Source organism: Brevibacillus centrosporus (assembly GCF_046622605.1).
GTDB classification, from domain to species: Bacteria; Bacillota; Bacilli; order Brevibacillales; family Brevibacillaceae; genus Brevibacillus; species Brevibacillus centrosporus.
In genome coordinates this window covers 3,032,485-3,044,966 of record NZ_CP176856.1, presented here as the reverse complement: position 1 = coordinate 3,044,966, position 12,482 = coordinate 3,032,485, and the positions used below count along the sequence as shown (strand labels likewise).

Here is a 12,482-nt window from a genome sequence, read left to right as displayed (position 1 = left end):
AAATTATCTTTTTCTCAAGCGCGGATTCAGTGCTTCATTGATGCCGATACCGAGGAAGTTGAAGGACAGCACCAGAACGACGATAGCGATGCTCGGAAACAACGCCAGCCACCACGCATGGATAATGACACCGGTAGAATGCGCATTTTGCAAAATAGTCCCCCAGCTCCAGCTCATAGGGTCGCCCAGACCGAGAAAGCTCAAGCCTGCCTCGGATAACACGGACGTTCCCATGATGATCGTCATGTTGACGAGGATCGGAGGAAAGGCATTTAACAGAACGTGGCGGAAGATGATTTTGGACTCTTTTGTTCCAATCGCTCTCGCAGCTTCGATGTATTGCTTTTCACGAATCGCCAGCGTTTCCGCACGGGTCACCCGCGCAATCTGCGGCCAGCTGAATAGGCCGATGATAATCGCGATATTACTGATGCCCGTACCCAGAACGGCCGCCATAATGATCATGAGCGGAAGCACAGGCAGCGTCAGAAAAATGTCCGTAATCGCCATGCCGATGTGCGACACTCTCCCCCCGTAGTAGCCGGATAACAGGCCGATCGGTACTCCGATCAGGATCGAGATCACAGCAGAGGTCAGACCGACGTACAAGGAAACGCGCGTCCCCCAGATGACCTGATCGAAAATGCTCAAGCCAACCGAATCCGTACCAAACCAATACTGGGCGTTTGGCGGCTGCAGCATGTTGGTGACGTCCCCGTACCCGGTAGGACGATCACTAATGGCGGGTGCGAAAACCGCCAGAAGCAGCAGCGCCAAAATGCCGAATAATCCAATGACCCCGAGTCGATTCCTCCGAAAGTGCTTGATGAACTCCCGCAGAGGGGACGTTCTGGGCTGCTGGATCGAAAGGGGCAGCGAGCCAGGGACATTTTCTTTGACCAAAGTGGTATTTTCCATTCCCCTTCCCCCCTAGCTGTTAGTTATTTTCGGATCCAAGTACGAATAGACAATGTCTGTCAAAATGTTCACCACGACGACGGTTACGGCAAGTATCAAGAAGGTCCCCTGTAAAATCGGATAATCATGCTCTTTAACTGCTTCATAGATCAGCCTGCCAAGACCTGGATAGGCAAACACGGTTTCCGTCAGGATGGCACCGCCGACAATGGCTCCCAGCTGCAAGCCCATCATGGTAACTGTGGAGAGCAAGGAATTGCGTACTGCATGGCGCCACAGCACGACCCTCTCCTTCAACCCTTTGGCGCGGGCTGTGCGAATGTATTCCTCATTTAAAACGTCAATCGTGCTTGCCCGCATATAGAGCACGTAGCTGGCCAGATGCACGATCGTCAAGGACACGACTGGCAATACCAAATGCTTTGTGGCATCCCAGATGTAATCCCAGCCCTCCAAGCCGACGGTTACAGCGCCGCCTATGGGGAACCAAGGAATTTTCAGTCCCAGGAAATACAGGAGTATGATCCCCAACCAGGGAATGAACAAAGCAATACCCAGGATCGACAAAGCATTGATTGCCTGGTCCAGAAAGGAGCCCTTGCGATAAGCTGCAATGACGCCCAAGGGTATGCCAATCAAAGCGGTAATCAGCATAGATACAGACATCAATACCAATGTCCAGGGAAGTCTCGACAAGATCACATCCATGACGGGAACCCTTTGCACGAAGGACGTACCCAAATCGAAACCAAGAAATAGCTGCTTGAGAAAGATGAGATATTGCGTAAACAAATCTTTGTCCAATCCAAAATCCTTTAAGAGCTGCTGTCTGATTTCCTCAGGAACGCGATTGTCCAGCATCATGGTCGTCGGGTCGCCGGGCATTACACGCAGGATTAAAAAGGTAGCAGTCACGGCAACCAGCACGGTGATCACGCCGCGCAGCAGCCGGGCAATGAGAAAATGCGTCATGAGCGGCACTCCCTTACGTGGATCATACTACCCGAGCAGCCAATGATGAGCCGCTCGGGTAGATGTCCGTTTTACTTTTTGTAGACGCCAACGAGTGAGTTTGGATCCACCAAGCCTTGCAGGTCTCCTGGGAACAACGTAAAGCCCCCAAACTTATCTGCGTTATAGGCGAGGTTGAATTTTTGTACATAGATCGGCACCACCGGGAACTCTTTGACGAACAGCGCTTGGGCTGCTTTTACATCGTCACGCGCAATCTGCTCGCTCTTCGCGTATTTCGCTCCGTCTGCCAAACGGTCCATCTCGGTATTCGTATAAGTGGCCATGTTGTTTTTTGCTTTGGAATGATACAGATTGGAGAAGGTTTCGCTCGGCTCATCCAGAACGCCCCATTTTCCGATATGCATTTGAAAATCGCGTTCGTTAAACACTTTCGCTACCAGCGTGTTGTACTCGACCGGCTTCAAAACCAGCTTCACGCCGATATCAGCCGCGTTTTTCTCCAGAATTTTCGCAACCTTTTGGTGGAAGACGTTCGCCCCGTCGTAGATGACTTCCGGTTCTACGTTTTTGCCGCCAAAGCTGCCTGGAGCATTCAGAATGCCATCTCCGTCGGTATCGCTGTATCCGGCACTCGTGAGGATCTCTTTTGCCTTGGCCGTATCGTATGCAGGTGCTTTCGCGTCGGGGTTGATCCAGTCGGCAAACAGCGGGGAAATCGGCGTGTCGATCTGCATGCCTGCTCCCTCCAGCGCTACGTTCAGGATGGTGCTGCGGTCTGTCGCTGTCGCCATCGCTTGGCGGAAGTTGACGTCTTGCGTCGGAGATACGCCTTTGGATGCATCTGTATTAAAGCTGTAGTAAGCGAAGCCAAGGCTCGCTGTTTGCTCCACCTTGATAGACGGGTTGGTCGCCAAAAGCTTGGCTGCTGATGTCGGCAAATCGGAAGAGGTCACGTCCACTTCCCCTTTTTGCAGCGCAAGTGTCATCGTATTGGCGTCCGGGTAAATCTTGAAGATCACTTTATCCAGATAAGGGCGTCCGCCTGGTGCAGAAAACCATTTGTCGATCGCAGCCAGCTCGATGTACTGACCTTTTTCATACTTGACGAGCTTGAATGGACCCGCCCCAACCGGCTCTGCGTTTTCAAAGGCTTTCGGATCGTCGACTTTTTCCCAAATATGCTTCGGAACGATCCGTACCCAGTAACCGATGGCCCCAGAGAAGGCAGGATAAGGACCTTTTAAGGTGTATACGACGGTCAATTTGTCCGGTGTTTCGACCTTGGCTACCTGATCAAAAATCTCTGCCGTCCATTGAAGCTTTTTGTCGTGCAAGAGCTGGCCCGTGAATGCGACGTCCTCCGAGGTGATCGGCTGCCCATCCTGCCACGTCACGCCATCGCGAAGCTTGATCGTGATGGTAAGCCCGTCCTCTGAAGTCGTGACGGATTCAGCCAGGTAAGGTACCTTTTTGCCGCTCGGATCCATCTGCATCAAATGCGGATACAGATTGTTGACGACCCAACTGCCCGGTGTCGTGTTGGAAACGAGTGGGTTTAGGGTATCGGGTCCAGACAGCGTTCCCACTACCAGTGTTCCCCCGACAGCAGGCTGCCCGCTTGCTGGTGCAGGCTGAGAAGTGGTCGCGGCCGGAGTACTCGTGCCGGATGGACTGGCCGCGCTTTGATTTCCATTGCTCGTCGGCTGCGATGAGCAAGCTGCCAGCATGCTTGCAGACAGCAGGAGTGAGAGCATGACATTCTTTCTGTTCATTGGCTTCACATTCGTTTCCCCCTGATCTTGTTTGGTTTGAAGTGATTGACGAGATGCTATTCGCTGTATAAATGGCAGGCAACAGCCTCCCCGTCCGCAGTATGTCGCAAGGCTGGACGTACCTGCTTGCAGATGTCCATACAAGCCGGACAGCGCGGGTGAAATGCACACCCCGAAGGTGGATTGGATGGACTGGGAACGTCGCCGGTCAGGATGATTCTGTCCTTCTTGCGCTTCGGATCAGGACTGGGAACCGCCGATAGAAGCGCCTGCGAGTAAGGATGAAGCGGTCTTTCAAACAAACTCTTTTTTGAGCTGATTTCAACCACCCGGCCCAGATACATCACCAAGATGCGATCACAAAAATGATTCACCACACTTAAATCATGGGAAATAAAAATAAAGGTCAGGGCATATCGCTGCTGCAAATCCTTCAGCAGGTTCAATACCTGCGATTGAATGGAGACATCCAGGGCCGATACGGGCTCGTCTGCGATGATCAGCTCGGGTCCGAGCATCAGTGCTCTTGCTATGCCGATCCGCTGTCGCTGTCCTCCACTAAACTCATGGGGATAGCGATGAATCGCTTGCTCACCCAGTCCCACGACTTGAAGCAGCTCCAGAATCTTTTCTCGCCATTCATTTTTGGGGGAAAGCTGGTAGTTTGCCAGTGGTTCTTCGAGGATCTGCCCGACAGTCAGCCGGGGATTCAGCGAAGAGTACGGATCCTGAAAAACCATTTGCAATTCCTTGCGAAGCTCGCGCATTTCTTCCTTTTGGGTGTGCAGGATGTTTCTTCCCTTGTAAATGACTTCGCCTTCCGTCGCTTCCAAGAGGCGAATTAACAGCCTGCCCGTCGTCGATTTTCCACAGCCGGACTCACCGACGATTCCCAGCGTTTCGCCTTTGAGGACGTGAAATGACAAATCATCTACTGCTTTTACCTGGGAAACCGTGCGGCGCAAAAACCCTTTCTTCATGGGAAAATACTTTTTCAAGCCTTTTGCTTCTAACAAAATCTCACTCATACAGACACCCCACTCGTTTTCGGATATAACCAGCAGCGGCATCTGACTTGCTCAGATAGCTCTACCAGCGGCGGGGATTCTCGGATACAGCGCTCCGTCACTTCCGAACAGCGTGTGGCAAAGCGGCAGCCTTTGGGCATTTCAGAAAGCTGAGGTACGGTTCCCTCGATCGTATGTAGGCGCTCCTTTCCTTCCCCGATTTTGGGAGTCGAAGCAATCAGTCCTTTTGTATAGGGATGGTTGGGGGATTCAAACAGTGTGAGAACCGGTGCTTCCTCAACAATCTGTCCCGCGTACATGACGATGACTCGGTCGCAAACCTCTGCGACGACACCAAGGTCATGCGTAATGAGCAAGATCGCCATGTCAAACTGTTCCTGCAGTCTTTTCATCAGCTCGAGGATCTGGGCCTGGATCGTAACATCGAGAGCCGTCGTTGGTTCATCCGCAATTAAGATATCGGGATTGCAGGCGAGCCCCATGGCGATCATCACCCGCTGCCTCATTCCACCGGAGAGCTGATGCGGGTATTCGTCGATGACCTCATGCGGTCTGGGAATCCCGACGGTCTGGAGCATTTCGATGGCTTTCTTTTTCGCCTTTGCCTTGCTCATCGTGGTGTGCTCTCGTAACAGCTCGATTAGTTGAAAGCCGATGGTATACACCGGATTCAAAGAAGACATCGGCTCCTGGAAAATCATCGACATCTCTTTTCCCCGTTTTTTCCGATAGGCGTCCTTGCTGATCGTGAGCAAATTGGTGCCCTGCAAGCGAATCTCTCCCTCGCTTACACTGGCGTTTTCTGGCAAGAGCCCCATGATGGACAAGGCCGTCATGCTTTTTCCACAGCCTGATTCCCCGACGATCCCAACCGTCTCTTTGCTATCCACGTGGAAATCAATTTCCTCGATGATGGCGTACTCCTTGCTCTCCATCTTGATCCGCGTTTTCACATGTTTGACTTCCAGTACTTTTGGCTTGTCTCGAGACATGACTTCCCCCCCCTGTGAAACGACATCTTCTATCGTTACCTTGGTTTAATAGCAAGGACTATGCCAGATGGTTTCATCGTGGGAAATCGTGCTACTACCCTCCTTTTTGCGTCCGGGATAATTGAAGACGGCCCATTAGGTTCAGGCATGGTTGGTTGGCAGACCCCAAATGACCCTAAGAACAGTTGTGTTCGAATCTCGGAAAAAGAGAAAAAAGCTGTCCCCAGCAGCGGAACGAATCTGCCGGGAACAGCTATCTTTGCTCGTTTCATTTTTGCAAGCACCGGAGTGTTTCCTGCACCAGCCGATTTGCTTGCTTCAGCGCATAATTGACTTCATTTCGCTTCCTTTGCAGGGATGTCAGCAGAAAGTAATACTCTGGCAGATCCGGTGTGGTTTGCACCAGCAGCTCGAGATCAGAGAACTTCGGAACGGCTGGCTGCTTCAGAGCCAAGTCATGCTCGTAGATACTGCCCTTTACGTAGTTGAGTGGAACCAGATAACTGGAAAGCTCCAGCAGGCAGTGATTGATGAGTGTTACCTTCTCTTCCTCTAAAGCTATCTTCATTTCGTCCTTTAACTCCAGCAGGCTTGCTTTCACACTCTCAATCCGTGCAAGCGTGGACGACAAATCAAAGCGATTCCCTGCTTTCACCTGCCATTTCTGGACGCTTCCCTCAATGTCAGCAATCGCTTCCAGCTGGTCGATTGGATAGAGTGGACTCGTCAAAGAACGCCAGACAATGGACAAGTAGATTTTGCAATCCCTCTCCAAAAGCTCAGGATCAATTTTATCCATCGTGTCTTCCGTCGTATGCCACCACCAGCCAAACCCTCCTGATTTCCCCGATCCAAAAAGCTGACTGAAGGCTTTTGCGGCGGGATCCTCGGATGGTTCTTGTTCAGAGAGGCCCATGAAAAGGGAAGGTGTTCCCGTCCCCCAGAACGACTGATCGCCAGAGCGCCCAAAGCGCGAGCCCGTAAATTCCTGATCGGCGACCAGGCTTATGACATCGTTTGCAAGCTTTCGCGTTTCTCTCATCGTATTGGCTTCGGTCAGAACCGTTGCATCCATCGCCCCGACGGAATCGATATTCAGATGCAGGAGACAATTCTCCCGCAAATCCTCCCAGTGCGTGTCGCAATACCAGGCAGAGCCTGCATAACGACCGTGAGAATGACCGGACCAAAACGCTAGACGCAGCGTCCGTTTCAGTTGGGAGCGTTGGGTGGAAAGAATACGCGCCACCTCCAGCATAGCAGCGTTGGCCGTCCCGTTATCCATCGCCCCGTAGTGCCAGGAGTCGATGTGCCCGCTAAAGAGCACGAACTTATCCGGCTCGGCTTGCCCTTTGATGTCCGCGATGAGGGTAGGAATGGTGCGAATACCCGTTTCTACCACAGTCGAAATCGTACATATGCTTTTTCCTTCTGCCAGGTAGTTCTTGATTACTGCGCCCGTTTCGATCGTGACCGACACCACTGGGATGCTTGGGAGCAGTCCCTTGTTCTCGAGGGTCGGAGTTCCCCAGACGGTAGAGACGATCATCTCGTGGGTATAGGTCGCATTGATAAAGACAGCCCCAATCGCTCCCTGCTCCTCTGCTGTTTTCACGGCAATGGGTGTAGCTAAACCATCCAGGAGCACGATTTTGCCTACAACCTCCAGCCTTTGATAATCCTGTGCAGTGCCAGAGGCCGCATAAACGAGCTCAGCCTCCAAATGATTGACGGATTGCCCCATCGAATGGGTGATGGAGGGAATCGGTTGATCGGCCACGGTGAGGTGGGACTTGACGGGCAAGCTGATATACGCCTGGTGAAAATGCAGCTGTGTTTCTACACCCATCTCTTCTAATGTTTCTTTGACATAGTGGAAAGCACGCAGCTCTTCTTCGGAGCCGGACAGACGCACTTCTTTGGAAATGGTCTGCGTAAACTCCATCAGCTTGCTTTTGTTAACCTGCAGAAGCAGGTGTTCCTCTGGAATAAGCGTCTGCCATTGGTTCATATACGGTCCTCTTTCCTTTTCGATTTTAAAAGCATTCGGATAGGAGCAATCAGCCGACGATGTTTTTCGTGAGGACGGTAAGGATCTTCGTCGTCTGAATCAAGTCTTCGATTTCCATACATTCATTAAAGCCATGGATGCTGTTCTCGCTGGTGCCGGGCCCGAAATTGATGCCGGGTATGCCATTCTGGATGAACCAGCGCGTATCTGCTTGTGCCAAAATTCCAACTACAGGCAAGGTACGTCCCGTTACTTCTTGGACGGCCTGCTGGAGCTCGGAAATGAGCGGCGAATTTTCATCTGTGATGGTTGGCTCTGTCTGAAAGTCAGTAATGCGCGTGAGCTTGGCTTTAAAGGTGGGGTCTTCAAGCTCTAATGACTGAAGGATCGCCTCTACACGACCATAGAGTGAATCGAGGCTATGCTCGGGAATGACACGGAAATCTACTTCGATCTCACATGATGCGGGGACAACATTGACCTTTGTTCCTCCCTGGATCGTACCGATATTGACAGTTGTATACTTCATCCCGGGAATAGAGGAAGGCTCTCCCTCGAGCTCCTCCTGTAATTTTTCCAGCCCCTGTACGACCTTCGCCATCTTTTCTACAGCGTTTAACCCTTTCCATTTATAGCCGGCATGGGCAGGGATGCCCTCCGTGACGATTTTTAGCTGCAAAACGCCTGCCATCGCCCGCACAATGTGATTGCTGTAACCTTCTACGATCACCATGTCTCCGTGTACATGCCCGTTCTGATTGATATAGCCTGCACCCAAGATACCGCCTGTTTCCTCGTCGCAGGTCGCCGCTATGATGACGTCCCCTTTTCGCGCAATATCGGTTTTTGCCAATGCGACAGCAGCCATGATGTACGCGCTCAATCTTCCCTTGGAATCGGTCGCACCTCTCCCGTAGATACGCCCATTCGCAATCGCTCCGGAAAAGGGAGGATAATCCCACTGCGCAGGATCTCCAGCTGGAACGGTATCGAGATGGGAGTTAAAAATCAGGTTCCTTCCCCCACCCGAACCGCGCAGGATGGCCACGACATTCTTGCGTGGAGTACTCAAGCCTGCCGCCTGGGTCAAACCATCTGGCACAGAGATGACTTGCACTTCAAACCCTAACTCCGTCAGCCCTTTCTCTAAGAAATCACATATTTCCACGTAGTTTCCCGGTGGATTTTCACTTGGGATTTGGACCAGGCTTTGAAGAAATGTAATGATCTGCGGTCTCATCTCTTCGACCACCTGGAATAGCTCCTGCGTTTTCGTTTCATTCATGCGTTACCCCTCCTCGAGGATGAATAATTGCAAAGTCTATGCCAATCAAAACATGCTGAAAAGCGCCTGAATTTCGTTTTTTGGAGGGGGATTGTGGTGTCTTAGGGTGTGAGCGGGAACCTAATCGTAAAAAGGAACGTCATAGGTGTTATGGTGAGTCACCCACTTGAGCGGCAGACGGCTTTTGGGAGCAGCTTCTTCCACGGAATAACCAATGGGCAAAAGTCCGATGATCCGAACGTACTCGGGGATCCGAAGGCTTGCTTTGATCGCCTGCTCGTTGATCCCTCCTACCCAGCAGCCGGACAAACCCAGAGCGGTAGCGGTTAACAGCATATTTTGCACGGCAGCCGCCGTGTCGATCATCGCCCACTCTGCTCCTGCTGGTCCATATCTGGCTGCTGTCCGCTTTACGTTGGTGCAAGCGACGATCACTACTGCAGCGTCGGCGATCCAATATTGATAGTTTTTTCCTTTGGAAAAGTAGCCGCTGTAGGTGGAGCGTACAATTTCCTGCTTTTTGTCGGGCTTATCTATCACGATGAACTCCCAAGGCTGCATGTTGCCACTGGAAGGGGCCCGTGTGGCGGCTAGCAAAAGCTGCTCGAGCATTTCGGGTGCAATAGGTTGTTGGGTGAACTTTCGTTTGCTCACACGCTCAAAAATCGCAGGAATGGGGTAACACGATTCTGATTTCATCCTGTCCACGTCCTTTACGTGAAGATCTCGGCAACCGTCAGTCGCGGCGGAATTTCCTTTTCTTCCTCGCTGTAGCCGATAGTAAGAATCGCAATTGGCTCTATGTACCAGGGCAGTTCCAAGTTTTTGTGCAGGATTTGCGGGTCAAATTCCCGAATGACCGACGTACTGAGGCCATGAACAGCAGCAGACAAGCGCGCGTTCTGGATGGCGCTAAACGTATCTTGAATCGCAAAGATTTCGCCTCGCTCCCCTAGCCGTACCAAAGCCCTTCTCTTTTCAAGCATCACCACTACGATGACAGGTGCGCTCTTCAACCACGCTTGCCCTCCGTAGCTATCTGGCGACAGAAAGGGATCCAGTGTGGCGGCTATCAGCTTCTCCCTCTCTTCGGATGTCGTGACCAGCAGCAGCTCCCAAGGCTGTGTATTCGCCAAGGACGGCCCTAATGTAAAGGCATGGAATACTTCATTCAAAGCCTGCTCTGGTACGGGTGCTTCCAGGTAGCTTCGCACATTTATGATCGTGTTCATGACGTTGTCCCACTCCGCATTCTCGGTATGAACCAAAGCAATCATTCCTTTCTCTCATAAATCTATTGAATATTCGGAACCACATTTACGCACGCAGCTCCATCGATTGCTTCATCATAGAGAGCATATGCAAACCTTTGTCCGTGATACGGCTGCCTTGCCCCCTTCGCCCTGAAAAAATGTAGCCGAGATCTTTTAAGCTATCCATCCGATGGCGCACTTGCTGATCCGTTATCGGCACGCCTTTTCGCGAGGCGAATTCTACGATTTTTCCTCTCCCTACACATTCCAATCTACTTTTTGCCTGCTCCAGACATTCCAGTATGACAAAGAAGCTTAACAGCTCTCCTTTGGCCTCCAGCTCCTCCATGTCCCCGCGTTTGGTTTCCCTCACCAGCTGCTCCGTTTCCCGGAACTGTTCGGGAAGATCATTCTCCGTGATGGTGCTTCCAGTCATTACACTCGTCATATATTGCACCACGCTGTTGAGCTCCCGTACATTCCCGGGCCAATCGTAGGTGAGAAGACGATGCATGACAGCGGGCTCCATCTGTACTTTCACGACGGTATTTTCTCGGATAAAATGGTCGACGAGAAGCGGAATGTCTTCTCTTCTTTCTCGCAGTGAGGGTACTCTCAGCGGCAGAACAAATAAACGGTAGTACAAGTCCTGGCGAAATTTCCCTTCCTCTACGAGGTCCTTCAGACTGCGGTTGGTCGCAGCGATGATTCGAACGTCGATGGGGATGATTTGCTGCCCCCCTATTCGCATCACCTGCTTTTCCTGCAAGACACGGAGCAAGAGTGCTTGCAGTGAGGGAGAAGCATCCCCGATCTCATCCAGAAATAACGTCCCATTGTGCGCTAGCTCGAACAACCCAGGCTTCCCGTTCTTCTTTGCTCCCGTAAAAGATCCACCCTCGTAGCCAAACAGCTCGCTTTCCGCCAGCGATTCGGGCAATCCTGCAAAATTCACCGGCAAAAAGGGACCGTTTCTACGTTTCGATAGGCTGTGAATAGAGTGAGCAAATAATTCCTTACCAGTGCCGTTCTCTCCCAGAATCAGGACGGTTTTGTCCGTAGCTGATATTTTTTGGAGCACGTCCAATGTTGAGGTAAGACGTTCACTTTTCCCGATGATGTCTTTGATCGTGTATTTTGAGGATAAGCCTTTTCCCTGCAATTCCTTCCGCACTTCCTGCTCGACCTTCTGGATGTTGGTCACGTCTTGAAACGCAGTCACAACCCCTATCTTTTCATCCTCCAAAGTGATCGGGGTGTTGTTCACGACCAGATTCAGATGCTGAACGGCTTGCACCTTGTTGACCTCGATCTGCTCTTTGCCTTCCGGAAGGGAAAGCCATGGCAGTACCTCATCGACGGGTTTGCCTACCAGATCTTTGTTTAAGTCTGAGATGCCGAGGATGTTCTTCGCTGCTTGGTTGATTTGAATGATGGTTTTATTGGGATCGGTCGTGATGATGCCTTCGTGGACGGTATTGAGGATGGTATCCAAATGCTTGTTCAATTCTTTCATTTGATTCAAGGTTCGGTAAAAACGTCTGCTGTGCTCAATGATTTCCCGGATGTACCTGGCCGCATATAGATTTGCTCGGTCCACATTGGTGTTCAGGCGAACGGCTAGCTCAATAATAGTAGAAACATCGAGTGGACGAATTCCGATATTGACGACCTTCTGCATGCCCCGCGGCAGCAGCTCTGCTCCTTCCGCGTAAATCGCCGTATGAATACCGTCGATCGGCTGTTTGCATCCTGGATAGTACGGCACCATATCGAACTGAAAGCCAAGATTTCGGAGCAGCTCAATCGTTTCATAGGAGGTCTCGAGCATATTGTTGACGACAAGACAACGCACATCCGAGGGGAGGGTCACAAGCTCTTCCATTTTGGCGATGTTAATGGCTCGTCTAGCAATAATGAGCTTCTCACTTGGTATGTTCCAGCCCTCCATCACTTTCGGTGACGATACGAGAACCAAGTCAACCTCATCAGTATTGGAGATTTTCGACTCATGGAGAATGGTAATGCGATTTTGGAAAAAATCATTGATTTGATTCGCAAAAACAGAATGGGTGCGATGATCTTTTGCCACAACCAGAACGGTTCGCTTATCCACAGTATCCCCTCCCAAGATAGTCATACGGATATTCTCTACCATCATAGTATGGGAACTCCTCTGGTTAATAGGGTCAAAAAATTTTGGTGTGACTGGATTTTTCTGGAAGTTGCTTGATAAAGAAAGATAGCT

Annotated in this window: 10 protein-coding genes; all 10 read right to left on the bottom strand. The window is 51.1% G+C overall.

What is annotated here, in order from left to right:
* Positions 1–3 precede the first annotated feature (3 nt).
* The 10 genes from ACLIN2_RS15445 to ACLIN2_RS15400 all read right to left on the bottom strand — a co-directional run bounded on the left by ACLIN2_RS15445 (position 4) and on the right by ACLIN2_RS15400 (position 12,350).
* On the bottom strand, positions 4–918 hold the full coding sequence (locus tag ACLIN2_RS15445; protein WP_092276321.1) for an ABC transporter permease: 915 nt from the start codon (positions 916–918) through the stop codon (positions 4–6).
* A gap of 12 nt (positions 919–930) precedes the next feature.
* The gene (locus ACLIN2_RS15440) at positions 931–1,890 is read right to left on the bottom strand and encodes an ABC transporter permease (protein WP_092276318.1); all 960 of its coding nucleotides are present in this window, start codon (positions 1,888–1,890) and stop codon (positions 931–933) included.
* A 71-nt stretch (positions 1,891–1,961) separates the two neighbouring features.
* Positions 1,962–3,665, bottom strand: a complete 1,704-nt coding sequence (locus ACLIN2_RS15435) for an ABC transporter substrate-binding protein (RefSeq protein ID WP_328211743.1) — start codon at positions 3,663–3,665, stop codon at positions 1,962–1,964.
* A gap of 56 nt (positions 3,666–3,721) precedes the next feature.
* Positions 3,722–4,693 carry an ABC transporter ATP-binding protein gene (locus tag ACLIN2_RS15430; protein ID WP_122960355.1) on the bottom strand — a complete coding sequence of 324 codons (972 nt, stop codon included), beginning with the start codon at positions 4,691–4,693 and terminating at the stop codon, positions 3,722–3,724.
* Positions 4,690–5,685 (bottom strand): ABC transporter ATP-binding protein, encoded by a 996-nt coding sequence (locus ACLIN2_RS15425; RefSeq protein WP_122960354.1) that lies wholly within the window; start codon positions 5,683–5,685, stop codon positions 4,690–4,692. The genes ACLIN2_RS15430 and ACLIN2_RS15425 overlap by 4 nt, the downstream gene beginning before the upstream one ends.
* A gap of 268 nt (positions 5,686–5,953) precedes the next feature.
* Positions 5,954–7,696: a M28 family peptidase gene (locus tag ACLIN2_RS15420; protein ID WP_411501469.1), complete on the bottom strand. Its 1,743-nt coding sequence runs from the start codon at positions 7,694–7,696 to the stop codon at positions 5,954–5,956.
* A gap of 49 nt (positions 7,697–7,745) precedes the next feature.
* Entirely contained in the window at positions 7,746–8,981 is a 1,236-nt protein-coding gene (locus ACLIN2_RS15415) for a M20 family metallopeptidase (RefSeq protein ID WP_092276303.1), read from the bottom strand.
* Positions 8,982–9,101: 120 nt separating this feature from the next.
* On the bottom strand, positions 9,102–9,680 hold the full coding sequence (locus ACLIN2_RS15410; RefSeq protein ID WP_411501468.1) for a nitroreductase family protein: 579 nt from the start codon (positions 9,678–9,680) through the stop codon (positions 9,102–9,104).
* A gap of 14 nt (positions 9,681–9,694) precedes the next feature.
* Positions 9,695–10,258, bottom strand: coding sequence for a nitroreductase family protein (locus ACLIN2_RS15405; protein WP_411501467.1), 564 nt, complete (start codon positions 10,256–10,258; stop codon positions 9,695–9,697).
* 40 nt (positions 10,259–10,298) lie between these two features.
* Positions 10,299–12,350, bottom strand: a complete 2,052-nt coding sequence (locus tag ACLIN2_RS15400) for a sigma 54-interacting transcriptional regulator (RefSeq protein ID WP_411501466.1) — start codon at positions 12,348–12,350, stop codon at positions 10,299–10,301.
* Positions 12,351–12,482 lie beyond the last annotated feature (132 nt).

Excerpts from the sequence above, each read along its gene's own strand:
- ACLIN2_RS15445 (WP_092276321.1), bottom strand. The coding sequence starts at position 918 with ATGGAAAATACCACTTTGGTCAAAGAAAATGTCCCTGGCTCGCTGCCC.
- ACLIN2_RS15440 (WP_092276318.1), bottom strand. The coding sequence starts at position 1,890 with ATGACGCATTTTCTCATTGCCCGGCTGCTGCGCGGCGTGATCACCGTG.
- ACLIN2_RS15435 (WP_328211743.1), bottom strand. The coding sequence starts at position 3,665 with ATGAACAGAAAGAATGTCATGCTCTCACTCCTGCTGTCTGCAAGCATG.
- ACLIN2_RS15430 (WP_122960355.1), bottom strand. The coding sequence starts at position 4,693 with ATGAGTGAGATTTTGTTAGAAGCAAAAGGCTTGAAAAAGTATTTTCCC.
- ACLIN2_RS15425 (WP_122960354.1), bottom strand. The coding sequence starts at position 5,685 with ATGTCTCGAGACAAGCCAAAAGTACTGGAAGTCAAACATGTGAAAACG.
- ACLIN2_RS15420 (WP_411501469.1), bottom strand. The coding sequence starts at position 7,696 with ATGAACCAATGGCAGACGCTTATTCCAGAGGAACACCTGCTTCTGCAG.
- ACLIN2_RS15415 (WP_092276303.1), bottom strand. The coding sequence starts at position 8,981 with ATGAATGAAACGAAAACGCAGGAGCTATTCCAGGTGGTCGAAGAGATG.
- ACLIN2_RS15410 (WP_411501468.1), bottom strand. The coding sequence starts at position 9,680 with ATGAAATCAGAATCGTGTTACCCCATTCCTGCGATTTTTGAGCGTGTG.
- ACLIN2_RS15405 (WP_411501467.1), bottom strand. The coding sequence starts at position 10,258 with ATGATTGCTTTGGTTCATACCGAGAATGCGGAGTGGGACAACGTCATG.